The following is a 24,903-nucleotide window of genomic DNA, read 5'->3' on the forward strand; positions in this document are numbered from 1 at the left end:
TGCGATCAGTTATGGGTGATCAGCTCCTTATGCAGGCTGTACAGTAGCTCCGCATCCATTTTGACAACCTCTCTGTCATAGCTCAAAATACCGTTTATTTCGGTTTCCACATCGGTCAGCTGCGTGTATACGGCGGCAGACACCCCTTTGGCGATCAGCGGCTTCAGCTGGTTTCGGATTAGAGAAGTATATGCGGCGGTCAGCTCGTCTCTTGACTTGAATATTTTGTACCCAAATGCCTTACCCTCCCGCCACTCATGACCTTTCTCAACCAAGCCGTAGCCTCCGTATTCAGAAATAACGACCGCTCTATCCCCAATGCGTCTGGGCATTGCCAGCTTGCGGAAGTAGATATGGACACTCTTGATGTCGCCATACCCCTGATCATGCCAGCCGCTTGCATGGTCCACAACGCGCGTTGGGTCGTAACGGCTTACCCATTCGGCAATCTCAGCGGCATTGAACTGCCCCCATGCCTCATTAAACGGGACCCACATGCCAATGCTGGGAACATTATAGAGCGCATCAATCATCTCCCGCAGCTCCTTGCGGTAATTATCCCGGTTTTGAGATTCATGTCTTCCCAGCGCCTTGCGGGGCCGATCATTTACACGCACTCCGCCAATGACAAGGTTTGGATAGACAAGGTGGTGAAGATGGTTCCATGTCCCTCCCCCATTCACCATATCCTGCCACACAATAAGTCCATGACGATCACAATGATAGTACCAGCGGGCCGGCTCTACTTTAATATGCTTACGAGTCATATTGAAGCCAAGCTTCTTGGTCATCCTAATATCGAATTCCAGCGCCTCATCCGTAGGCGCCGTATACAGCCCATCCGGCCAGTAGCCCTGGTCCAAAATCCCGTGCTGGAACAAGGGCTCGTTATTTAGCAGCAGTCGCTTCGTCCCCTCGCGGTCCGTCCCGATGCTAAACTTGCGCATGCCGAAATAACTCCCGATCTCGTCTACGATACGATTGTCGCGATCAAGCAGCCTAACGGTCAGATCATACAGGAAAGGCGAATCCGGGCTCCAGAGCCGAGGCTCTGGAATCGAAAGCGTGAGCGGTTCATCCACTGCGCTGATGCCGGATACGATAATGGATTCTTTTTCAAAGACGATAGCCTCGAAACGCCACTCGGCACCTTCGCCGCCAGCCACATTTATGCCTACGGATAACGATTGATTGTCCAAATCCGGGGTTAACCGGTGAGATTGAATATAGGCTTGAGGTACAGGTTCAATCCAGACGGTCTGCCAGATGCCGGATACGGCCGTATAGAATAACCCTCCCGGCTTCAATGTCTGCTTGCCGCGTTCCTGCCCGTAACGATCTGTCGGATCCCATACCGCAACTGTGATCTCATTATCCCCGTCGATCAGCAAACTGGTGATATCAAACGAAAAAGGGTAATACCCTCCGGTGTGCTTCCCCGCTGCCTGTCCGTTAACCCATATTTCCGCCTTCCAGTCCACCGCCCCAAAATGCAGGAGCACGTTTCCCTCCCTCCATGAATCGGGGAGCCGAAACGATCTGCGGTACCACAAGCGTTGATCCGGCATTAGCGGCTTCTTTACGCCCGACAGCACGGATTCGACCGGGAAGGGAACGAGAATTCGCCCGTCGTTTTCACCCATACGATCCGCACCCTGCGGCAAAATGGCATAATCCCACCAACCGTTTAGATTCAGCCATTCACTCCTAACCATCTGGGGCCTAGGGTATTCGGGGAGCACCCGCTCCGGGTCCACTTCATCAGACCATTGGGTCATCCATGTTTTTCGTTCATCGTCCATTGCTCAACTCTCCCGTTTGTGGACTATAATCATTAGTAACTATTCCATTTTGGAATCGATTTCCTTCTTTTCTATACTCTAACACACCCCATTGTTTTCCTGCTATACATGACACTTCAGATTTCCGGTGAGCTGCCACAGGGAGATTTAAAAGTACGTGACTCAAATCACAACTGTGAATACCTGGACGGGTATACTTTTATCGAGTAAAGATACCATAGGAGGTTCTAGCATGGGGCGATATGAACAGCAAAGAAGTTTCTTGAAGTCTAACTTTCTTGAATTTAAACATGTGAGAACAGATAAGATAAAGGGTCTGCCAAAACCACTGATCGTAAAACCTTATTCCTCATCATCCGTCATTATTGATCTCCCTGAATGTAACGAGGACGTTGTAAAAAAACAAAATATTTATGACTGCATCAAGGATAGAAGAAGTACCCGATTTTACTCGGAGGAAAGTTTAAGTCTTGAGGAGTTGTCCTATCTATTATGGGCTACTCAGGGGATAACAGGCACAACGAAGACTAGAGATACCCTTCGAACTGTGCCGTGCAGCGGCGCAACGCATACCTTTGAAACCTACCTTTTTATCATGCGGGTGGAGGGACTTCGCCAAGGCACCTACCGATATTTACCCGTGGAACACAAACTCTTATTTATGTCTGAATTAGATGAAATTGATCAAAAAATCGATGCCATTACTTTAGACCAGCCCTTTGTCCCGAATTTCACGAAAAAAGCTGCGGTCATGTTCGCGTGGAGTACCATTCCGTACCGTTCCGAATGGAAATATGATGTCTCCGCACATAAAAAAATCCTGATCGATATTGGACATGTTTCTCAGAATCTTTATCTCGCAAGCGAGTCGATCGATGCAGGAGCTTGTGCGATCGGTATTTATGACCAAAACCTCATCGACGAGATATTAGGTTTAGACGGTAATGATGAATTTATTCTTTTCCTAGGCGCCGTTGGGAAAAAGCGAAAATAGTCAAAAGACTCACCAATCCGGTTCGTAATCTTCCGAACTGACAAATAAAAAACGAACGATTGATTTTCCGGGAGAAAATCATCGTTCGTTTTTTTTGATTGCTGCCCTTCTGCTACTGCCTATTAAAATCTCATAAGTGTTTAGAATTTGTATAGTTCTCTCTATTATAATGATCGGGCACGCCATAAAATGGCGAATTTGGTTACTTTCTGTCGTAAGCAGCGAGGATGACCAAAGATGAGGGAGCGAGGTTACTGACCGCTCCCAAAAATTTTAGAAAAGGAGGAGATTTTCGTATTGAAACAAAAACGCAGTTTAGGTAAATCTATGCTGGCTTTTTGCCTGGCCGCTTTGCTTGTCTTGCAGACAGTGGTATTCCCTGCCGCTGCATACGCAGACGACGAATCCAGCAGACAGAATGCGGCCAAATCGCCGTCGGCAACTGAGGCGGTATACACTCAGCCGTCTACTTTAGCGGCGCCCGCAGCAGATCCAGCGGACAAAACGGCTGTGCTGGTCAGCGCCAATCCGATATTCAAGCTCACGGTGAAGCAGGGAAACCCTGAGGTTGTGATTCCGGCGGGGGGCGAGATTAACGGTCGGGAGAACTTTACCCTTGCACTGGATAGTATCGCCGTGCCGACCAAGGGCGACAATCTCAATGCTCCGCCCGAAAGCGTGGTTCAGCAGGGGGATTATGCCATTCTGGATAAGGCGACCTACTTCCCTGGTGTGAATTTGACGCCTGCAGGTCCTATGCCCATCAATCAGGGCGGGCTGAAAATTGCTACCGTCCAGTTTTTTGATGATTCCATCAAAATAACGTTTGATGGCGCAGGGGTATATGACGGCAGTAGACGCGACGTCAAAATCGGCTTTTCCGCTGCTGCCAAGGCGGCAGATCAGACCCCTGGCGGCGGCGGGGATACGACCATTTTCGGAGATGGCTATAAGTTCAAAAACTCGGATTTGGTGCCGGAGTATAACATTACCGTAAATTCCTTAAGCAACGGTGGCGATGACGGCGGGATTAACAACCCCTCTTTCCAAGAGGGCACCATTACGTGGCGAGCAGTTGTGACTGCTAACGACATGGACAATAAGTCCATCCCTATGCCGCTGGACGGGTTGACCTTCTCGGATGCGCTTGCGAACGTCGGCGTATATGTGCCGGGGTCCTTCACTGTGGATGGAAATGCGGCAGATCCTGATTATACTGCTGATCGCACACTATCCTACAAGTTCCCAAACATATCCACTGTAGATAACGTCAGAAGCACGGCGACTGTCACCTTCAAAACGTGGATTCCTAAGAATACTTATTACTTTGAAAAGAATGGCAATTTTGATCAGTATGGGTGGAACCGTATTATTAATGACGCAAAGCTTTTGGGTGACGCTGCTGATGAGAAGGCTTTATCTAATACCTATCGGATCGCCATACGCCCCAACTGGATTGCAGTGAGCGGCAAGCCTGGCAAAAGCGGAAACGATACGCTCATCACATGGACAGTTGAGGTCAACAAGAGGATTAACAATAACAGCGTACTGTCCAGAACCGGCTTGCAGAATGTTAAGATCACAGACAACCTGCCTGCGGGGACGGAGTTTGTTTCCGCAACCTACAAGAATGGGGACAGCGGTACATCTACCCCAATTACCCGTAACGCCGCAGGGGAGTACGAAATCGGAACCGCTATCGGCGGGGATCTGGGCGGCCCCCTCTATTTGACGGTTGTCACAAAGGTGACAGACAGCAGCAAGTCAACTTTTGATTACAAAGCGCGCGCAAACTGGGAATTGGATGTGAAGGATGGGGGAACTGCCATCCAGAACAACGATGCGACCGATTGGACCGCTCCCGCTGCCGTTGTGGATGCTGCAAAGGTTAACATCGGTGCACATGCCTTCACCAAAAGTGCCACCACTTCCACCGCGCTGCACAACATTGCAGGCACGAAGTGGACGATAAACTTGACGTTGCAGTATGAGCTGGATGCTCCAGTCGTCTATGATTTGCTGGTTCACGGCGATTCTCTCGATGTACTGAATGGTTTGGATGCCAATCCTAAGGTAACGCCGGCAACTCTGGAGGCGATTAAGAGCCAGATCGACACCAAACAGCTTTGGCAAAAATACCGCGAGAATACACTGACTGTGAGTAATGGACTGACAGGTGAAGTGATCCCCTTGACGGTGAACGGCGACCGGGTGGCGGACCTAATCAAAGTGACCGGGTACAAAGGAGATGTGCCGGGGAGCGTTTCTTTTGAGACCGTCACTACCAACCCGGATAACCTGTTCCGCCAGGATAACGCCGGAAACACATGGAGCAACCGGGGGCTGCTCTTTGATGGCGACAATTATATGAGCCGTGCCGAGGCCAACACCTCGAACTTTGTGCGGATGCTGAACAAGGAAATGCTGTATGCAAACACGGCGGGTTTAGAGGGGGTTGCAGCCGACTGGAACCGCAACTATTCAGGCCAATGGAGCGACAGCATATGGAAAAGAACCCCCTTGGCCAATGATCCGAACTGGTATACGGACAACTCCCGTCCAGACAATTACATCCTGGCAGGCTATGACCGCAAGGATCAAACGGTTACCTTCCGGCTTGCGGTGAACATGCCAGGCTTCAATACGGAGGAGATGGCCAAGGATGGCGGCACTCGTGTAGCCAGCGACATCAAGCTGGTGGATACGCTGCCGAAGGGCTGGGAGTTTGTAGATTATGCACCTGGCGAAGCTTATAGACTTTATAAAGGCAGTACAGGCTATAGAGCTGATGGTAAAGGCGGAAATGGTAGATACGCTCAGGCCGCTTCCGTTATTGCGCCGGGTACGCCTCAGCATGTGGTGAGCTTCACCAAGGATGGCAATGAAGGCACATTCACCTTCTCCAAGCTGGAGAGCCCTTACGTCATTCTGGTGAAGGCGCGTCCTACCAATGCCGCGCTTGCGACCTACCAGCTAGGTAACAATAATGCCGGTGAGAATCAGGCTGTGCTCTCCATGAAATGGGGGGACAAGCCGTATAGCGCTACTGAATCTCATAGAATTATTGTGCCTGTGCAGTCTCTGAGCAAAACCGTCAAAAAACCTGTTTCCGGTGTACAGGAATGGACGGTGAATTATACGCCTCCGTTCGAGATGAAGCCAGGCGTGTATTTGCTGGATACCCTTGCCAAGGGACTGAAGCTGCGCCACAATGCAGAGGGCGGACTTTCCCTCGCACCTTCCGATATCGCAGTCTATCCAGGCAAGTTGAAGGCAGACGGCACCCTGGAACGTGACGGAGGTCCGCTGAATCTTGCGGATCCGAACAGTGAGGTGAAGGTCACCGCAGGCACAGACCCGGCAACCGGGGGATCGACGATTAGGTTTGATTTTGCCGACCCGAACAAGCTCTATCAGCTCGTTTACCAGACCGAATCCCAGGGAATGCAGCCGGGAACGGCCGGGAACTCCATTAAGCTGATGGGCGATGAAGCCCTTCCGCCAATCGGAGCGCAGAGCAGTATTACGCTGGACGCGAACGATGTGGCGGGAAGTGCCAATGAAAACGGTCTGCTCTTCCTCAAGAAGGTTGGACCCGACGGCACAACAACGCTGAAGGACGTAAAGTTCAAGTTGTTCAATCCTGACGGGACACCGGCCAAGGATAAAGAAAACAATGAAATGGCGGAAAAAACGACGGGTGCGGACGGCAGGACGGATTTCATTATTCAAGTGCCGGGGGATTATTTGCTCAAGCAAACGTATATCGATCCCCTCACTTACCTGCCTACGACTACGATATACCGTGTACGTGTCATCGATGCCCCTGGCAAGCCTGTCCTTGTTGACGGACAGAAGGTGGATTCGAACAATCCGCTGATTGTGCCCACACCGGCCCAAGGCAAGCTGACCATCACCAACAAGGTGGAGGGAAATGGAAGTGATCCGAACAAAGAGTTCGAATACACCGTGACCTTCAATGGCGAGGGCAAGGATGGAGAGTACACTTACAAGAAGCCAGATAACACGTATGGCAAGATGAAGAGCGGTGACAAGTTTACCCTTAAGCATGGGCAAACTGCGACGCTGCCGGCATTGCCAGCGGGTATGGCTTATACCGTAACCGAAGGCGATTATACGACCGTTGACGGTTACACAACAGATCCGGGAACGAGAGACTGGTCCGGTACCATTGTGAATAAAGGCGACCACAAGGCGGACTTTGTTAATGAACGGATCGTCAGCAAGCTGACCATCGGCAATACGGTCATGGGCAACGGCGGCGACAAGACGAAAGAGTTTGAGTATACCGTCAGCTTTGAGGGTACAGGCAAGGACGAAAGCTACCTTTACGAGAAGTCGGACGGGGGCAAAGGTCCAATCAAGACTGGCGGTACCTTCCGGCTTAAGGATGGAGAGACGCTGGATATTCTGGGCCTGCCTAAGAATCTGAAATACACAGTTACCCAGAAAGACTACACAGCCGATGATTACGTGACTACTCCTGAGGAGCGGTACTATTCCGGGATCATGAAGGGTATTGATGAAGCTTCTCAATTCAAGAACGTACGAGTTTTGATGGGCAGCCTGCTAATCGGCAACACGGTTAAAGGCAATGGCGGCGACAAAACGAAGACGTTCAAGTACAAGGTCACCTTCACAGGTGAGGGAGCAAACGACTCCTATCCTTACGAGAAGTCGGACGGCAGCAAAGCCACCATCACAAGTGGAGGTACCTTTGAGCTTAAAGATACCGAAGTGTTCATTGTGCAAGGACTTCCTGCGAATCTCCAATATACGGTGACCGAGGATAATTATACGGATGACGGCTATGTAACGGATCCTGAAAATCTCATTCGCACGGGTACCATTCCGGCAAAAAGCGCGGCTGAAGCACACTTTGTGAATACCCGCCAGCTTCCGGTTCTGGAAGGCGTGCTGCGTGACAACAACACAGGAAAAGTCATTCCGAATGCGTCCATCACGGTGACCAATCTGAAGACAGGCGAGAAGCAAACGATTCGGACAAATGAGAAGGGTGAATATTCGGTCATTGCCGAGGCCGATACCGATTATACGATCACCTTTACGAAGCGGTATCAGGTAGGCGGGAAGGATGTGCCTGTCGAGTTCACGCAAAAAGCAAATGTGAAAAACGGTGTGACGAACGAGACTGTTCCGGCGGTTATTACGGCGGTAGGCATTGTGCTTCTGAAGCAGCCTGACGGGAAGGATTCGCTGCTGAGCGGCGAGCTCGCTGGCAAGATGCGTATTTACTTGCGGGATTCCAGCAATCAATATGTGGTGGATAAACACGGCAAGCCCAAAGCGTTCAGCCTGCAGTCAAACGGGGTCTTCTCAGCGGAAGGTTTAGACGCGAAGACCTACAAAATGGAAGTGCGCTACGAAGTGGCACCGGGCCAAGAATTGACAGTCCTTCAAGCGGATCTGGACGTGAAGGACAGCGGGGAATTAAATATTTCCCAGGGGCTCGTTGACCCGTATGGTATCATTACAGACGCAACGACCGGTATGGTGATCAAAGATGCCGAAGTGACGCTGTACTATGCTGATACGCCGAGAAACAAGGCCAACAGCATTGTGCCTGGCACGAAAGTAACGCTGCCAGCGATTCCGGGCTTTGCGCCGAACGATAACACCAGCCCAAGTCAGAACAGCGACGCTAATGGCGCCTATGCGTACATGGTATTCCCGAACACGGATTACTATCTGGTTGTAACCAAAGCCGGTTATGATACGTATAAAAGCCCAACGATCTCGGTCGGAAGCGACATCGTACGCTACGATGTGCAGTTGAAGCCGATAAGTTCCGGCGGCAGTGGCGGCGGCAGTGGCGGCGGCAATGGCGGTGGAACTGGCGGTGGAACTGGGTCCGGCAGTGGCAATAGCGGAACCGATAACAGCAACGGCGGAGCTAGCAATAATAACGGGGCTGGCAACGTCGACAACGGAGCTAACAACACCAACAACGGGGCTAGCAACACCAACAACGGTGCTGGCAACGCCAACAACGGGGCTGGCAACGCCAACAACGGGGCTGGCAACGCCAATAACGGAGCTGACAACACCAACAACGGAACTAGCAACAACAATGGTGCTGACAACACCAACAACGGAACTAGCAACAACAATGGTGCTGGCAACACCAATAACGGAGCTAGCAACACCAACAACGGAGTCAACAAAGGCAGCAAAGCAGGCGGCAGCATCAACAATAAAGCTGTCAATGACGATTACGAGCTGGACGATGCTCCGAAAACAGGGGATAGCAGTCCATCGCCAATTTTCTATATGGTTTTGGCGCTGATGTCCTTGATTACGATTGGCTTCTGTTTACTCAGCGGCAAGAAGAAACATATTTAGTAACCGGAAAGGCGGTAAGAAAATGAGTAAAATTAAAAAAGTTCTTATCGCCGTTTCCTTCCTTGTATTGGTATTTTCTTTGACCAATATAGCGAGAATTTTTCTGTGGGGTTATGCCGACCAAGTGAAAATCGATAAGCTAGCAAAAACTTGGGAGGAAGAATCGAAGAAAAGAGGAGGGGAAGCACTCCCCTCCCCTTTAATTACGAAAGCGAATGAGCCGGTCATGCTTTCCGAATTTCGAGAGCTTTACGAGAGAAACCCGGACATCGTCGGTTGGCTGAAGATTGACGGCACCCGAATTGAGTACCCGGTTATGCAGAATCCACAAGATAAGCAGTACTATCTTGATCATGATTTTGATAAAAAGAAGAGCCACCTCGGCCTCCCCTTTTTGGATGAGCACAGCCGGATCAACGGTTCCGATATTTTACTGATTCACGGGCATCATATGAAAAACGGCTGGATGTTCAAAGATTTGATGAAGTACAAGCAGGAAAGCTTCTATAAGGAGCATGCTACGTTCCAGTTTAGTACGCTTTACGAAAAGGAAGAGTATGAGGTTGTTGCCGTTTTTCTATCACAAGTTTATCGCAAATCGGACAATGTATTTAAATACTACCAGATTGATCAGGTAAGTACGCCCGCCGAAATCGATTCGTATGTTCAGAACATCAAAAAACTTGCTCTTTACGAAACGGGTATAACCCCCCGTTATGGTGACAAGCTTATTGTTCTGTCTACGTGCGAATATTCGACCGAAAACGGTCGGTTAGCGGTGGTCGCCCGAAAGCTTAAGTGACGAAGTCGAAACACGGAGTCAAGCTGATATATATCGCGTTCTCCCTTGGAGGACGCGATTTTTTTAGGCTTCTTTTGATCCAGTTTAAGGGCATCCGATCACTTTATGAATAGATATTTTCCGCCAACTGTCACTGCTTCATCTCCGACAAATGAATCTGCACCAACTCAAAACCGGCCACGCCCAACGCATTGAACTTGCCATATTCCTCCTGGCTAAGGTTTCGAATGTACTCGTCTCCACGGTACAAATGCCCGGCGCATTGGAATACTTTTAGTTCTTCCTTTTCAGGAGTCAAGGCAATATGGCCTACGATCCTCCATGTTCCGTTTCGAAGATTCTCCGGAGAGGTAAAAATCACGTTGCGTTGCCGATTTCCGTACCGGTAGCTGAGAAAATCTCCATCCTCCACATTGGTATCATCCGTCCCCAGACGAATTACACCAAACGAAAACGCCTTTTTGAAACGGCCTTTCAGCGCGCACACCACCTGACATACGGCAAATCGTCCATCCTTCATGGGAATGATAAATATATCGCCTTCACTATATTTTTTTCTCAAAATGGACTCCTCCTATCATGAAAATTGCCAAAAACCCGCTACGGGATGCTGGATCTCCGTTGTCCCGATTTGGGCAAAAATATATAGTGATCCAAAACCAAAAGGATAACTGTAATCCTCTTGAAGCAACGTTTCGGGGTAGCCCTCTTCATCTACTTGAAATAGAAAAGAAAATGACTCTTCTTTCAGCTTCGTAAAATAATAGTCTTCATTTTGAATCAGTCTCGGGTTGCCGCCAACTTTGATCAAAAAGGACTGATCCATTGATTTTTCGTCATTGCTTAGTTCCCCGTCTGAAATGGCGTGTTTTACAAGAGCTGGGTTAGTATACATCGCTTTGCCGCTTTCCGTTGAAAGGGGGTGCTCAATCACCTTGATCGAGCAATTCGGATAAATGTTGTTTTCCAAATACTCCTCATAGTCTTCAGGAATGAAGATCGAAATCATGCTCTCCGGTTTGAAGGGATGAACAAGGCTTAAGTAAAAAACATATTTTTGGTTACCTTTGTGGATGAGGTCTGATTGATCGTCAAAAAATTCGGGTGCATTCCCGCCGATCCAGCCTGCTTGATGTTCGTTCGATAAGGCCGGTTCCGCATAATATAGAATACAGTCTGTTCTCCGGGCTAAAATATTCATTTGATTATGTTCCATAGTCATTTAACAACTCTCCCTCAATAATCTGAATGAGGTGCATTTTAGGGGCGGCGCGGGCCCCTGCCTGTTTGCAAAGGAAGTCTTCCTTGTCCAAGTGTCCCAAAAAAGGCAGAGGCCGTCAAATCCGCTCGTCTGCGCCTGTGGTATGCTGAAAAGCAAGGAGGTGCATCTATGCACGCGTGGGAAGCCATTCAAAAAACGTTGGATTATATGGAGAGCCGCATCAGCGAAAACCTCGAAATCGATGATTTGGCCGCCTTGGCCGCCTTATCCCCGTTTTATTACCAAAGGCTGTTTTCCCGCCTTGTGAAGAAGCCTGTCCGGGAATACATCCGCTACCGCCGCCTGGCCCATGCCTGCGAAGCGCTGGGCAACAAGGAAAACCGTATTCTAGATGTGGCTTTGGAGTGGGGCTTCGGCAGCCATGAGGGCTTTACCCGGGCCTTTAAAGAGGCCTACGGCATGACGCCGGAGCAGTACCGGGACCATCCGGCAAGGCTGAACCAGTTTACCAAACCGGATTTGAGTCTGGGCTACACGATGATCGATGAAGGAGTGCCACTGATCAGCGACGGTCTGATTCTGGAGATTAACCGGAGAACGTTGGAGCAACCTATCATGTTTATTGGCTTGAGTGGCTATGTTCCCATTGACGGTCAGTTGCCTCTTGGAGAAGCTACCGGAGTGGACGTGCCTGGAGAGGTGTGGAGGAAATTCCACGAGCGTAAGGGCAGCATAAGCCGGCTTCCTGGCGGCCGGGAGCTGGGAGTAGCCTTTTCGGGGGATGCACCCAAGGGCAGCTTCACCTATTTTGCCGGAGCCGAGGCACTGCCGGATGCGGACCCCGGAGAGTTCAAAGTATGGCAGCTCCCGGCCCGGGAATATGTGGTTTTCGGCTTCGAGGCGGAAAACTTCGAGGAGCTGGTCACTTCCGCTCTCTATAAAGCACTCAATTACAGCGAACTATGGCTGAAAAAGCACGGCATGACCAATGTGCTATTTGCACCGGAGCTTTATTACGACAGCACACCGGAGGCAAGCTATATGGAATTGTGGCTTCCTGCGGACAAGCAGCAAGAAGGTTAGGGACCAGCACATAGAAGGGGCGTCCTGAAAGCTTAGTGAAAACTGCGCCTTTGGGATGTCCCGCGTGGCCTTAAGCAGCGTATAATCCTCTTGTACTAAGGCCGCTGTTTGAACTACATCTCTTAGGATTCTCCGCCGTAGCGGGGTTAACTGCAAAAAGGGAATGGATGTTGCCTTCTGGATCTGCAAAAAAGCCCGTGGTGTGCCCCCAGGACGTGACCTTTGGTGCGGTTATCCCTGTAGCTCCTTTTGAAACAAAATCATCATACCTAGCGTAGACATCCTCAGGAGAGTTGCATTCGAAGTTAAGCTCAAAGGCCTGCCCTTTACGTTCTTCAAAAATGAAAGTGACCGTTTGTGTTATCTGCCATTAATGGCGCCGAGAAAATAGCCAGGCGGACGCCATCATTCTCAAATTCCGTGTAGTGCTCCTCTTCGATTAGAACCTTAAATCCGAGAACATCACGATAAAACCTAGTTAATCTAGGAATATCAAGCGCCAAAACCGTGATTCCTTCTAATTTTACTCTCATGCCCTTACCCCACCCTCACTGTGTTCTCTCGGCCAAATTATTCATTTGGTATCATTAGGCATTTTCCAGCTCTCCCTCAAGAAACTTCATAAGGTGTAATTCAGGCTGCGCGAGGAACTCTGCAAAGCTGCATAAATCCGCATACGTCTGGTGCTCCACGTCATAACAGCCTACCCGGCCTTTATTCTTCGGGTTCCAAACCAGCTGCAGGTCAGAGTAATTGTCGATATCGGCTGAAAGACGCAGCAGCTTTTGCCTGCCGACCTTCATCTCAATCGTATCGGTTAATGTAAAAAAGTCGATATACCCGATTCCATATTCATTTTCCCCCAACTCAAGGCGCAGATTGTCCCCTGTAAGAAAGCTGACCAGTTCATCGGGTAATTTATATTTTTTAAGCTCGTATTTCTTGTTCTCCGCATCGTGAAAATCAGCCGGTTCCAGCGCTTTCAAATAATCAGCCATGTCCGTATGCTTATTGCTGACCGCAATCGTATACGCCCGCTCGCCGTTCTTTTCCGCTATAGTCACGTCCGCGCCGTGTTCAACCAAAAATTTGACCATGGCCATATTTCCCATCCGAGCCGCTACCGTTAACGGAGTCGCCCCATAAGGATAAACCATATCCGGCCTATTATAATTGATATCCACCCCCTGCTCGAGTAAATACGTGAGTGTCTTCAGGTCATGGTCCAATACGGCTTGACGCAATACGGGACCGCCATGCAGCTTGATATCTAATCCCAGCTCATGAATAAGCGGAATATTCTTTTTGTTGCCACAGTAGGCCTGTGAATATGCGCCTGACCCCGTTCGATTGAGCTTGTCCATCTCGGCTCCTTGCGCTGCAATATAGCGAACCATGTCCTCCCCGCAGTAGCGAACAGCTCTCAAAAAAGCTGGAGTATGGTGAACATTCAGGTTGACGCCGTGCTCTACCAGCAGCTTTACAACCTCCATCTGCTCCGATACGAGCGCCAGATCTAATGGACTTAGTGTAATGTGCTTACTGAGTACGATGCCCTCCTCCATATTCCAGCCTGCGGCGATGGCAGCTTCTAAAGCCGGAATATCTCCTTTATAAATATGCATCGCAATTTCCGGCAGCTCCTCGAACCTCCCGATATCTTTTAGGACGATCAATCAAACCACTCCTTATTCAAAGTCTTAAGACCCTCCTTGTTCAGCCGATTAGCGACCGTACTTCGAGGCAAAAAAGCGATCCATCATTTTTTTCGTTTCGCTTGGAAGTCTCAACAGAACTGGCTTTCCATCTTCATCATAGGTAAAATGTCCTTTAAACGCTTCCGGCATATCTTGATACTGTTTCTCAACTTGCTGCAGTACTTTTTCAAAGCAGGAATAGCCGAATTTTTTAATGAGGAGAGGCAGCCCGAAGGCAGATCTTAAAAACTCATATTCTTGGTAGTTATAGGGGGTAGTCTCCGGCCTTTTTATCAAAATTTTAAGGAAATGATCCATGACCTTGTCGATCTCTTCTTCTGAAGCATAATGGGCTAAGCCATGGACCGCGAGCAATCTCATGTCCAAGTATCGTTCCTTTTTATAGGCTTTCTGAAAAAAATCCTTCAGTTCCAAATCCTTGCACCGGATTAGACCGTACAGAATTTTGTTTCGCAGTGCGAGGTCTTTCAGTTTAAAATACAGCTGTTCGATCAAAACGGCTTCATCTGCTGTTAAAAACTCATAGGCTACATTATCCAATGCACTGATAAACTTAGCGTCATTTTCGCGAAGAGGGGCCGTCGTTAGATACTCCATGGATTCCTTGTGAATCTGCTGATTCATAGACATCGCACCATAACTCCTTTGTAGAATTGAACAGCCATTTAGGTATACCTTATTTCCATTATAATGATCGTTTGGCATGAATCTACCTACTTTTTACCTGAATTCTGGAAATATGTGCGATTTGCTTACACATGAAAAAAGACTATTTGATATGATATTCATAGTCCGGAGTCAGTTTGTGGACAAAATGGTTAATACGAGAGCGGTGATCGTGTGAACGTTAAATATCGCAGTTATCAGACAGAGGATTTCATAAAAATCCGGGACATGCTTGTTGACAGCTTCCGGGAATCGGACAATCTCGGCAATTGGCTTATCGACAGATGGAACTTCTGCAGGGCAGTCAGCCATACCATGCATGACACGTTCGACTCATGGGAAAAAACAGTAGGAATTTGGGAAGATGAAACGGGTACAATCGTCGGAGTTGTAAACTCGGAAGGTGAAGAGAGTGGTGAAGCCTTTTTCCAAGTACGATTCCCTCTGTCTTCTGTGATACTTGAAGAAATGTTCGTTTTTTCAGAGAGTTCCTTAACTGTGCAGGATAAAGGTAAACGGGTCATCCGTTTACGAATTCCAGACGGTGATTCCATACGGGAATCCATCGCACATTCGAGAGGCTATAAGAAATTAGATTGGGATGACACCATATCGATTCTTCCTTTAAGCAATCTGGGGTCAGTTGATCTCCCCCAGGGTTATCGCATTCAATCCGGACCGGACGTTTCGAGTGAAGCAAAAGCTCTTGCTCATGCCAAAGCATTCGGTTACTTTGACTTTGATGATGCCCGTGACACAACCGTTCCCCTTGCTTTCGAACGGATGAAGCTAGCCCCCGATTACCGAGCGGATTTGGATCTGTCGATTGTTGACGAATCGGGAGAGGTCGTTTCATTCTGTACGCTATGGTACGACACCTGGAATCAACATGGTATTCTGGAGCCTGTCGGCACCATACCTACTGCCCGCAAGAAGGGGTTAGGTCGAGCCGTCATTTTGGAGGGACTCCACCGGATCGCAGATTGCGGAGCAAAATCCGCTTACGTCGGATCCACTATGGACTTTTACAAAAGACTTGGCTTTGAAGCTGTTTTTAAAAGCTATGTCTGGGAAAAAACCTTTGACTCTAATGATGTTACTTGAAGGAAGAGACCCGCTTACAAAAAGGTATGTATTTTGTCTAAACACTCCTCAACAACTTCATCGGGGGCTTTACCGACGACATCAATACGCCCTGCTCGCCAATCGAGATTTTTGATTTGGTCCGTTAAAATACCCCCGTCAAATACAAGGCCATCAGGCAGCTCTACTTCAAAGCCCCATCCTCTAACCGTATGTGTAATCGGACAAACAGAAACAAAACCGGTCGTTTCATTAAACGCTTTAGGTGACAATACGATGGCAGACCTTCTCCCGGCTTGTTCGTGACCTGCTTGGGGATTGAAGTTTATCCATACTAGATCTCCTCGGTCTACACTCATTTAGAGCGATTCCTTCCCTTCTACGCCAAAGTCCATTTCATCGTGGCGATTCTCTGGTTTGCACTGAGCCAACAACTGTTCCAATGTCGGCTTTTTCTTTGCTGGTACCACGATAAGCGTATGATCGTCACCTACGATCAAATCAACTTCGGTACCTTGGCGAAGCGCAATCGCCTCGGCGATCTGGCTTGGGATACGAATACCAAGGCTGTTTCCCCACTTTTGCACGGTTGTCGGCATGGATAAGCCTCCTCTTTTTTGATTCCTTTGTACCATCGTATCACGCCCTCATTCCGTTGTATATACTTAGTATATACACAACGCTAAGGAATGATGCTTTATCACTATCAAAATGGATCTATGCTCCAGGTCCAATGTGGATGAATCAAAAAAAATAGCCTGGCATTAACACAGGCTAGAAGTGGTTCATCTATATACGATTTCGCTTTTTCTAAATTGCTTTCTTAAAATGGGTTCGTTGCGATGAAGCTTGCTGATTTAATATACATCCGGGGATTTATTTTTAACTGGTCGACAATGAACTCGGCCAGGTCTTCCGGCTGAATGAATTTGGAATCAATATTTTCCTTAATCAGATTTAACTCAAGCGCCATATCTGTCGCAACGGTACTTGGTGCCAGCGCCGATACACGAATATTGTTTCGACGGACTTCCTGGGCAAGCGATTCGGTAAAACCGATTACGGCAAACTTGGAAGCACTGTAAGCACTTGCTGTAGCAGCTCCGTTCAGCCCGTTGGTGGAGGCGATATTGATAATATCTCCCTTATTTTTCTCGATCAATTGAGGTAGTACGGCGCGTGTAACATAATAAGTGCCCATGAGATTCGTATCGATCATACCCTTCCATTCCTCTGGATCCATCTCCAGAAGTGTACCAAAGGTGGCAACCCCTGCGCTGTTAATGAGAATATCCGCAGGACCCAGCTCATTCTTTAAAGCCTCAACAGCCGCCTCCACTTGTTCCTGGGAGGTGATATCCACCGCTACATAAGCCACTTTTACGCCTAAGCTTTCAATTTCAGCTGCTACCTCTTTAAGTGTCGCTTCTGTTCTTGCCAGTAAACCAACGTTTACGCCTTCCTTTGCGAGTGCAATAGCCGTTGCTTTCCCGATCCCTCTTGCTCCTCCGGTTACGATCGCTACTTTAGCATTTAAAGATTGTGCCATACAAGCAAGCTCCTCTCCAATTCATCGATATGTTCCAAATTATATCATGTAAATATATTTGCAGCCTCTTCGTTAATGAATGTCCTGAATCACTTTCTCCAGGAATTCACCCATACGCTTCACGGTCGGCTCTGAAAAGTCAAAGCGTACCCCTGTTTCCTCATAAATCGCGGCAATCGATTGATTGTAGTCCGCACCTGCCCCTTTTTTATAGGATTCGACAGCTTGCTCTGGGTTATTGCGATAATTCTCAAGTAATTGTAGAGCCCCCAGCATCGAGATCGAGTATTCAATATTATAGAAAGGAACTTCGAAATAATGAAGGGTGCCTGCCCAGCTCATTCCAATGGCGTCCTCATACCCCGTGGTGTCGACAGGGTTTAAGCTATAACGTTTTGAGATTTCATAGAATTTGGCATCCCGCTCTTTGGCCGTGTGTTTAGGGTTCGTATACATCCAGTGCTGAAAGAGATCTCCTGCGAGTGGGCCAATCAACATGGTAAATGCCCGTCTTAGCTCTTCACGCTGAGCATTCTTGAAGTCTTCTTCTTCCGGATAAAAGCGATCCAGCTTATCCAATGAGAGCAATTCCATTCCGTGTGAAAATAGTTCAGCGACTTCCGCCCGTTGCCGGTGCTCTTCCTGAGGACCGTGCTCGGCGGACTCGAGGTACCCATTCACCGCATGGCCCATTTCATGAATTAAGGCAATCAGAGAGAAGAAGGATGGACTAAAGTTAGCAAAGACAAACGTGTCCCCCGAAACAGGTAAGGAGGTACAAAAACCACCCGGGCTTTTCCCTTTGCGATCTCCAAGATCCAGCAGCCCGTGCTCTCTCATGTAATCAAAGCGATCTTTGAAATAGGAGTCGGTCTTTCCTAACATTTCAGAAACGCCATCCATCAGCTTAGCGACCTCGGAGTAGGGTGGGTTCTTCATCAATTTAGCGGTGTTGTCCCAAGGGCGATATGTATCGACACCAAGCTTGGACTTAAAAATATCGGCGAGTCGATTCCAGGCTGGGATAATATGTTTCTCTACATTTTCATGAAAGTCATAGCAATCCTGGATACTATACTCCCGATTTTTGGCTACAAACATATAATCCCGATAATTCTCAAAGCCTGCGTTTAAAGCAATCTGATGGCGTAATTGAACAAGCTCATCCATGATGGCATCCATATCGGGCTTAATTTGACGGTAGGCAGACATCATCGCGTGATAGGCTTTTTCTCGGACGGCTCGATCTGGATGATCCAGCATGGATTGGATATACGGAAAAGGCTTGTCCTCGCCTTCCCATTCAACGGTTAACCCGCCCATAATTTCACTATACTTCGTATTAAGCTCCTGTTCCTTCACCATTAATGGAATGTTTTCTTCCCTGAAAAGCTTAATTTTCGTTTCACGCACGCGCCGCATCAAGCCATAACGCGGTTCATCCAATTGATTGAAAAAAGGAGATTCACAGCATTTCTCATTCAATAGGGCTTCATATTTCATTAATAGGGGCTGAATGGTTTGCTGATCATGAAGGTACGTCGATTTGATGTCCGGGTCCTCTGTGTTTCGGTAGAAGTCAACTTGGTGCCCTGTCAACGCCTCGGCGATTTTCATCATTAAGTCCTTTTCATCCTTTAACCACTTTTCCAGCTCAGAGACCGATTCGATCTTAACCTCAAGTAAACCTTGGATTTGAGCTTCGACCCCTTGTACATCCTGTAAATCGATTAATTCTTTATAATACTTCTGCCCTGCTTGTTTCATGGATAACTCTCCTTCCCTTATTTTGTTGTCTGGATTGTCATATCCATTTTAGTCTATTCGGTTGTAGTAGTTATACACCTTCCAAATAACTCATACAAGCTTTTTAAATAGAACCTCGAACTCCATTGATCTTCTTAACGTATTGTAAATCGGAGAGTTAGCAAGGGCTTCCGCGCAAAAGTCTTCAAACTCCTTGCCCTCCAGCTCAACATATAAATAAATAGTTACTGCCATTTTAGAGATAAAAGGTTCTTCCTCGTACCCTTTTACACCAATTAAGGTTAACGGGTTCGCTAGAGAAAGGCTCAATACTCCTTCAAGCTCTTCCATGATAGAGCCCCTCTTTTTCGACTGCTCCAAAAACGACAAAAGCATGCTGCTTAAAACAGATCCTGCGAAGTATTCCAGACTGGTGATGGATGGATACTCCGAGTCAAAGCTGATTTGCTTTTCGATTTGAAAGCTGGTTTTACTCGTATAAATCTTCACCGTGGAAAGATCATTCGAGGTTGCTCTAAAGGTGACATCGAACATTTTGGACTCATACAAGGCGTTTCTTTCGTCATTTCCCCGCTTCATACACGCTACTCCTTAAGATAGAAGCTGCTTCGGTTAACGCACGGATTTTATCTGAAATCGTCTCAAGCACATTGACGGGGCTATTCGAAAAGGTTGCGAAGCCGCAGTCGGGATTCAGCCACAATCGCTCCTTTGGAAGATAGTTCATGGCTTCTTGAGCTCTTCTGACGATCGGATCAACCGCCTCCACTTCATCCGTACGCGGATTGATGACACCTAAACCTAGCGCTGCATTCGCTGCAATTCTGGAATCGGCTAGTAAGGAGTCTAGCTCTCCTGCCCTTGGTGTGGAGAATTCAAGCGCCAGCAGATCGGGACTCACCTTGGCAAATAATTCGAGCAGCGGTGTATAAGGTCCGGTCAATAAGGTGCTTTCATTTTTGCTCCAGTTCCCTCTGCATACATGGAGCGAAGCTACCGTCCTTGTCCGGTCGATATACTCCATCAACGCTCCGATCAAAGCTCCGGCAAATTCAAGCTCTTCCTTCGGGTCCTTTCTCTCGGAAAGCGCTGCGCACATAAACGACCTTGGCTTGCCCTCCGTAAACACCACTTCAGTTAATACCGGTTCATCCAATTGAATCACGTCAACCCCTATACTGATCAGGTGGTCGATCTCCTCCTTCATGATCCGGATCACATCCTGCCCAAGCTCCTCCTTGCTCCCATAGACCTTACCGGAGAGACTTGGAAGCCACATCGAGCGGGTAAGCAGATAGGGCCCTGGCAATGTGATCTTCACCGGTTTGTCGGTGAACTTCTTCAAGCTCAAAAGCTCATTCGCCACAATATCGCCCTTATACTGGAGCTTGCCTACACAAATGGCATTTTTCAGGCTCACCGCCGGAACATCAAGTATAGTCAGCATTTCTTCAAAAGCCTTTTTATCCTCCACATAATCGAGCATTTCACTCATGCTCATCATTTGAACGCCGCCAATTTTATCGGAGACGAAGGACACATAATTATCTCGTCCCAGCTCGCCGCTGGTGATCACATCCATCCCCAGCTCCTCCTGAAGCTTGACGACCTTGCCTGTTTCCTCTTCAATGAGCCGATTGAAATCGCTCGGATCAATCCGGCCACTTCTCATCATTCTTAGGGCGCTTAGCACCAATTTGGATCTGGGCATGCTTCCGATTAAGGAGGTAGGAAATAAGGGTAGCTGTTTTTTCATCTGTTCGTTTCTCCCAAAGTAAATATAAATATAAATATAGATAAGGAAAAGAGAAGTAGCGGAATGTTCCACGCTTCTCTTTTCCTTAAAGGTTGCTTACCTGAACTTATTTGAAGAAGTTTAAATAGTCATTGGCTTCTCTCAGCTGCTGGAATCCGGTAATTCTACCTTCGACCCACTGCTTGAGGCCTTCCAAATCCATCATCTTCTGATGAGCTTCATTCGTATAATCCATCCGGTGAAGCACGTTCTGCCACTCCACAAACCGCTCCGTCGAAAAATCAGGATGTGCTGTGAAAATGCAGTGGTCAAAGAGATCTGTTGCGTCAATGCTTACGATTTGATTCTCATCCAAAGTGCCGTCTTTCTTCCAAGCCTCAAAATTTAAGTCCAGCATGACAGATGCGTCAACGGTTCCCGCTATGAGTGCTTTCAAGGCATCCAGCTCGCCCCCAACATGGTCCCCGTGGAGGCCCACGCCGATATCAAACCGTTTCTCTACATAGTCCGCTCCATATTCAAGCCCATGCTTATGCAGATGATTGATGGGAATCAACCGTGCTTGAGGAGAGTCGATGGCTCCAAAGCCAATCGTCTTGCCTCTCAGCCCCTCGAGATCGGTAATGCCGCTGTCCTTGCGAACGACGAAGATCGTCTTTCTGTCTCTGTCCGTATCTCTCATGGAGCTGATCTGGCATTTGCCCTCGGTTCTTAAGTACGTATCCAGCCAAGCGAGCGGCGAATTCCAGGCAATGTCGATCTCCCGATTCATCAGGCCATCAACTTGTCCCTCATAGTCCTTATAGAAGACACATTCGATCTCCATGCCTTCCTCTTTGAAAAAATCAGCAATGATCCCCCAGATGACGGTAACCCGAGGATCATAAATGACGGCCCCTACTTTAATTGTATTTTGACCCATCTTAGCTCACTCCTTTACTTCTTAGGGAATCATCTGACCCGTTAATGCTTTTCCAAGCCATACCGACAACACATCGGCACTTGGAGCCATAATTTGACCGGCATAAGAATCCCGGAGCAGTCTTTCGAGCGGAAGAGCCTTATTGTAAGCTTTACCTCCGCCTACTCTCATCGCCAGTCTTCCACATTCGATAGCCGCTTCCGAAGCAAAAACCCGCGCCGCCAAAATCTTGGTAAGTGCGTCCGCTTCTCCGTTCGCACCGGCTCTCGCCGCTTCCATCGTCATCGCTTTCGCCGCGGTCGCCTGCTTGTATATATTCCCCAAGTGAATTTGGACGGTTTCAATATGGGCTAACGAGCTTCCATCCGGATATTTTCGGCTCACAGCATGGCTGCTTGCTACCTCAAACATATGGAGGGCCGTGCCTCCGTACACGGCTGCGAGCCCTGTAATAAAGAACGGAGCGACGACATTAAATACCTGCTCCTCGCCTGAGCCTTCTGCTCCGATGCGGTAAGATGAGTCCAGCGTGACATGATCGACGTTCATCGGACAAGAGGAATTGCCTCGCATCCCCAGTCCCTGCCAGCCTGACATTTCAAAAGATAGACCTTCTGCTTCCAGAGGAATTACCCAGTTGTTGATCTTTCCTTCTTCCACAGAGGGGGCAAGAACAAGATAGTAAGACGCGTGGGATGCCGACGTAACCATGCTCTTCTTTCCGTTAAACGTTGTGAGATCGCCGTTAACCTCAGTAGCCATTTCCGGCTTATAGAAGTGAGTGCCTGTCCCGAATTCACTGTAGGCCAAAGCCATGAATTTTCCGTTTTCAACGATGTCCGTAAACACCCTTTTCTTCAGCTCATCGCTACCGTGCGTTACCAGGCACATAACCGCAACATTATGCATCATGTAGCAAAGAGCTGTCGTAGAGCAGGTCTCCGCAAATGCATGACAAGCTTGAGCATGCTCCTCCAGTCCTTTGCCGAATCCGCCGTATTCCTCCGGAATCAAAAGTTTAAAAAAGCCTTTCTCACCCAGCTCTTTAAAAGATTCTTCAGGGAATCTAGCGTCTCTATCTGTCTGATCCGTGTAAGGCGCTATGTAAGACTTCGCAAACTCTTTAGCTTCTTGATAAACCTGTTTCATCAAAATCCCTTCCTTTTGCAATGCTATTCCGTACCGTACACCTCAATAAATATATCATAAACTAGTTATTATATGATAATTGTTCGTATTGCGGATGCTGATTCCCAAACTAACAGGACGTGGGTAATGCACTCTGAATTCAAGCCACCGAACGGTTCTATCAGCAAAATATACTAAACCGTTTATCACTATCTACTCTTGCAACATATCGTAAAGTGGCACGGGTTCTCATTCCCGTGCCACTAATTTGTCGCTACCATCTTATTTGATTTGAATAATATTCACGGAATGGGGCTTTACTTCGATGCTCATAATCCTCCGTTAGTTTCTCATTCTGCGCCCTTCAACGGTTAAGGGAACCCATTATTTTCCTGTTTTTATATTTTCATCTTATATTGAAAAGATACTCTTAGCGACCGAAAGTGCGGAAGCGGCACGCGACCACCCGAGATAGAAGGCGAGATGCGTAATGGACTCCACTATTTCCTCCGAATCCAGCCCATTCTCCCTGGCTAAACGAAGGTAATACGGGGGTTATAATGCAGCTCTCCATCCTGTTTGTAACGGCAAGTCTTGGAGGGGTACCTCCCGGTACCCCTCCATTTATCCACTACATTCGGAAAGCAGATCGTTCAGCCGATCTAAATTCTGTTCATTAGCTTCGGCCAAGAACGATTTCGCTTGATTGAATGCTGCCGATTTCATAAATTGCTGGCGCCAAGTCACTTTTGTTACACCGTCAATCCCCTCGAAAGTGGCCGTCAACAGAAATTCGGGGGTGTTCAGATGGCGGATCACGATGCGTTCCAACGGTACGATCTCCTCAAAGACACTGTGATTGGGATAGTCTACGCCATTCGGTCCGTGCATGACAAAACGCCAATGGCCTCCCGGCGTAAATTCGAATTCTTCAAACGTATTGGTAAATCCCTTCGGTCCCCACCAGCGAGCCAGTTGCTCGGGGGTCGTCCATGCTTTGAAGACCAACTCCAGCGGAAAGTCGAACTTACGCGAGTTTATAACTTCATTTTTTCCCACAATCGGTGTCATGCCTTATCCCCCTTAGAGCGTTTTGCCTAGTGCATCAAGCATTTCTTTCGTTCCATGCTCCCGTACTTCCGGTGTATCATACCCATCGAAAAAGGCTCCTTGCTCAGTAAAAATCAGCTTCGTGCCGCCAACGGTCGGGATGAGCTCGATCGTTGTGATAGAAACGGAGATTCTTATGTCGTCCGAATCTAGGGTATAACTATAAACAATGCGCTGCTCCGGAATAATTTCTTGGTAGCAGACGTCGAAAGTAAAGACCGGTCCCTCCGGCGGACCCCCGCGGCTATATTCACGCCCTCCGACACGGAATTCGAAGATCTCTGGCTTGGAGAACCACTTTGATTTAGCGGCCGGGTCGGCCCAAGCTTGGTAGACCTTCGCAGGCGACGCGGCGTAGGTCCGCTCAACGACGAAAGTAGCGTGTTTGACGAAGCGTTCAGTCAAAGTTTGTCCTCCTCTGATTTCATTTCTTCCTTATCATGGGTTAGAAAATCTCCCAGTACATCCAACCGGTACTCCCAGCTCGTACGCCGTTCGATGATCAACTTCTCATGATTTATTTTCATCGCTTGCAGAAGTTGTGTGAAATCCTCAACAGCTAACGGCGCCTTCCCCTGCATCAGCTTGGATACATGTTGAAGCTGTTCAAGGAGATTTTGCTGCAGCTTGATTTGCTCCTTGATCCGGGCCATTTGTAGATTAACGATCTCCAGCGGACTAATCCGTTCCCCATAGAGGGCTGACTTGATCTCTTCAAGGGATAAGCCTAGCTCTTTAAGCGACAAAATCTGCTGCAGAAGCGACAGGTCGGACTCATCGTAAAGCCTGTGACCGGACTCCGTCTGACCGGACGGCGAGAACAACCCGATTTGATTGTAGAATCGCAAAGTTCGTACGGTGAGTCCCGTTATTTTGGAGAGGTCCCCTACCTTCCAATATCGTTTCATAGCAACTCC

At 48.2% G+C, this 24,903-nt stretch carries 23 protein-coding genes and 1 pseudogene; 5 read left to right on the forward strand and 19 right to left on the reverse strand.

Features of this window, described 5'->3' with window-relative positions:
- Positions 1-5 precede the first annotated feature (5 nt).
- A complete protein-coding gene (locus ACFQ3W_RS09170; RefSeq protein ID WP_379318892.1) occupies positions 6-1,802 on the reverse strand; it encodes a glycoside hydrolase family 2 protein in 1,797 nt (598 codons plus the stop codon).
- 232 nt (positions 1,803-2,034) lie between these two features.
- Between ACFQ3W_RS09170 and ACFQ3W_RS09175 the strand changes: the two genes are divergently transcribed.
- The 3 genes from ACFQ3W_RS09175 to ACFQ3W_RS09185 all read left to right on the forward strand — a co-directional run bounded on the left by ACFQ3W_RS09175 (position 2,035) and on the right by ACFQ3W_RS09185 (position 9,982).
- Positions 2,035-2,796: a SagB/ThcOx family dehydrogenase gene (locus tag ACFQ3W_RS09175; RefSeq protein WP_379318894.1), complete on the forward strand. Its 762-nt coding sequence runs from the start codon at positions 2,035-2,037 to the stop codon at positions 2,794-2,796.
- Between the two features lie 297 nt (positions 2,797-3,093).
- Positions 3,094-9,180 (forward strand): carboxypeptidase-like regulatory domain-containing protein, encoded by a 6,087-nt coding sequence (locus tag ACFQ3W_RS09180; RefSeq protein WP_379318896.1) that lies wholly within the window; start codon positions 3,094-3,096, stop codon positions 9,178-9,180.
- A gap of 22 nt (positions 9,181-9,202) precedes the next feature.
- The gene (locus ACFQ3W_RS09185; RefSeq protein ID WP_379318898.1) at positions 9,203-9,982 is read left to right on the forward strand and encodes a class B sortase; all 780 of its coding nucleotides are present in this window, start codon (positions 9,203-9,205) and stop codon (positions 9,980-9,982) included.
- A gap of 130 nt (positions 9,983-10,112) precedes the next feature.
- Here the strand turns inward: ACFQ3W_RS09185 and ACFQ3W_RS09190 are convergent, their stop codons facing one another.
- A complete protein-coding gene (locus ACFQ3W_RS09190; RefSeq protein ID WP_379318900.1) occupies positions 10,113-10,544 on the reverse strand; it encodes an immunity 26/phosphotriesterase HocA family protein in 432 nt (143 codons plus the stop codon).
- A gap of 15 nt (positions 10,545-10,559) precedes the next feature.
- A complete protein-coding gene (locus tag ACFQ3W_RS09195; RefSeq protein WP_379318902.1) occupies positions 10,560-11,204 on the reverse strand; it encodes a hypothetical protein in 645 nt (214 codons plus the stop codon).
- Between the two features lie 168 nt (positions 11,205-11,372).
- Between ACFQ3W_RS09195 and ACFQ3W_RS09200 the strand changes: the two genes are divergently transcribed.
- On the forward strand, positions 11,373-12,287 hold the full coding sequence (locus ACFQ3W_RS09200) for an AraC family transcriptional regulator (RefSeq protein ID WP_379318904.1): 915 nt from the start codon (positions 11,373-11,375) through the stop codon (positions 12,285-12,287).
- 70 nt (positions 12,288-12,357) lie between these two features.
- Here the strand turns inward: ACFQ3W_RS09200 and ACFQ3W_RS09205 are convergent, their stop codons facing one another.
- The 4 genes from ACFQ3W_RS09205 to ACFQ3W_RS09220 are packed head-to-tail and all read right to left on the reverse strand — an operon-like array spanning position 12,358 to position 14,635.
- Complete coding sequence (locus ACFQ3W_RS09205) at positions 12,358-12,651, reverse strand: VOC family protein (RefSeq protein WP_379319059.1); 294 nt, start codon at positions 12,649-12,651, stop codon at positions 12,358-12,360.
- Positions 12,623-12,820, reverse strand: coding sequence for a VOC family protein (locus tag ACFQ3W_RS09210; protein ID WP_379318906.1), 198 nt, complete (start codon positions 12,818-12,820; stop codon positions 12,623-12,625). The genes ACFQ3W_RS09205 and ACFQ3W_RS09210 overlap by 29 nt, the downstream gene beginning before the upstream one ends.
- A gap of 54 nt (positions 12,821-12,874) precedes the next feature.
- Positions 12,875-13,963: an ankyrin repeat domain-containing protein gene (locus tag ACFQ3W_RS09215; protein WP_379318908.1), complete on the reverse strand. Its 1,089-nt coding sequence runs from the start codon at positions 13,961-13,963 to the stop codon at positions 12,875-12,877.
- Between the two features lie 48 nt (positions 13,964-14,011).
- The gene (locus ACFQ3W_RS09220) at positions 14,012-14,635 is read right to left on the reverse strand and encodes a hypothetical protein (RefSeq protein WP_379318910.1); all 624 of its coding nucleotides are present in this window, start codon (positions 14,633-14,635) and stop codon (positions 14,012-14,014) included.
- A 210-nt stretch (positions 14,636-14,845) separates the two neighbouring features.
- Between ACFQ3W_RS09220 and ACFQ3W_RS09225 the strand changes: the two genes are divergently transcribed.
- The gene (locus ACFQ3W_RS09225) at positions 14,846-15,775 is read left to right on the forward strand and encodes a GNAT family N-acetyltransferase (protein WP_379318912.1); all 930 of its coding nucleotides are present in this window, start codon (positions 14,846-14,848) and stop codon (positions 15,773-15,775) included.
- A 14-nt stretch (positions 15,776-15,789) separates the two neighbouring features.
- On the opposite strand, the gene ACFQ3W_RS09230 is transcribed toward ACFQ3W_RS09225, so the two are convergent.
- From ACFQ3W_RS09230 to ACFQ3W_RS09285, 12 genes and pseudogenes are all read right to left on the reverse strand, one after another.
- Positions 15,790-16,113, reverse strand: coding sequence for a type II toxin-antitoxin system PemK/MazF family toxin (locus ACFQ3W_RS09230; protein ID WP_379318914.1), 324 nt, complete (start codon positions 16,111-16,113; stop codon positions 15,790-15,792).
- On the reverse strand, positions 16,114-16,353 hold the full coding sequence (locus ACFQ3W_RS09235) for an AbrB/MazE/SpoVT family DNA-binding domain-containing protein (protein ID WP_379318916.1): 240 nt from the start codon (positions 16,351-16,353) through the stop codon (positions 16,114-16,116). It lies immediately after the preceding gene.
- 224 nt (positions 16,354-16,577) lie between these two features.
- Positions 16,578-17,303 (reverse strand): 3-ketoacyl-ACP reductase, encoded by a 726-nt coding sequence (locus tag ACFQ3W_RS09240; RefSeq protein ID WP_379318918.1) that lies wholly within the window; start codon positions 17,301-17,303, stop codon positions 16,578-16,580.
- A gap of 72 nt (positions 17,304-17,375) precedes the next feature.
- A complete protein-coding gene (locus ACFQ3W_RS09245) occupies positions 17,376-19,070 on the reverse strand; it encodes a M3 family oligoendopeptidase (RefSeq protein ID WP_379318920.1) in 1,695 nt (564 codons plus the stop codon).
- Between the two features lie 90 nt (positions 19,071-19,160).
- Positions 19,161-19,649 carry a hypothetical protein gene (locus ACFQ3W_RS09250; protein ID WP_379318922.1) on the reverse strand — a complete coding sequence of 163 codons (489 nt, stop codon included), beginning with the start codon at positions 19,647-19,649 and terminating at the stop codon, positions 19,161-19,163.
- Entirely contained in the window at positions 19,633-20,826 is a 1,194-nt protein-coding gene (locus ACFQ3W_RS09255; protein WP_379318924.1) for a 5-methyltetrahydropteroyltriglutamate--homocysteine methyltransferase, read from the reverse strand. The genes ACFQ3W_RS09250 and ACFQ3W_RS09255 overlap by 17 nt, the downstream gene beginning before the upstream one ends.
- 106 nt (positions 20,827-20,932) lie before the next feature.
- On the reverse strand, positions 20,933-21,748 hold the full coding sequence (locus tag ACFQ3W_RS09260; protein WP_379318926.1) for a phosphate/phosphite/phosphonate ABC transporter substrate-binding protein: 816 nt from the start codon (positions 21,746-21,748) through the stop codon (positions 20,933-20,935).
- 21 nt (positions 21,749-21,769) lie between these two features.
- Positions 21,770-22,897: an acyl-CoA dehydrogenase family protein gene (locus ACFQ3W_RS09265; protein WP_379318928.1), complete on the reverse strand. Its 1,128-nt coding sequence runs from the start codon at positions 22,895-22,897 to the stop codon at positions 21,770-21,772.
- Between the two features lie 390 nt (positions 22,898-23,287).
- A pseudogene (locus tag ACFQ3W_RS09270) lies at positions 23,288-23,410 on the reverse strand (carboxymuconolactone decarboxylase family protein); the annotation flags it as partial.
- A 90-nt stretch (positions 23,411-23,500) separates the two neighbouring features.
- Positions 23,501-23,947: an SRPBCC family protein gene (locus tag ACFQ3W_RS09275; protein ID WP_379318930.1), complete on the reverse strand. Its 447-nt coding sequence runs from the start codon at positions 23,945-23,947 to the stop codon at positions 23,501-23,503.
- Between the two features lie 12 nt (positions 23,948-23,959).
- On the reverse strand, positions 23,960-24,391 hold the full coding sequence (locus ACFQ3W_RS09280; RefSeq protein WP_379318932.1) for an SRPBCC family protein: 432 nt from the start codon (positions 24,389-24,391) through the stop codon (positions 23,960-23,962).
- Positions 24,388-24,894: a MerR family transcriptional regulator gene (locus ACFQ3W_RS09285; RefSeq protein WP_379318934.1), complete on the reverse strand. Its 507-nt coding sequence runs from the start codon at positions 24,892-24,894 to the stop codon at positions 24,388-24,390. The genes ACFQ3W_RS09280 and ACFQ3W_RS09285 overlap by 4 nt, the downstream gene beginning before the upstream one ends.
- Positions 24,895-24,903 lie beyond the last annotated feature (9 nt).

Source organism: Paenibacillus puldeungensis (assembly GCF_042678945.1).
GTDB lineage: Bacteria > Bacillota > Bacilli > Paenibacillales > Paenibacillaceae > Fontibacillus > Fontibacillus puldeungensis.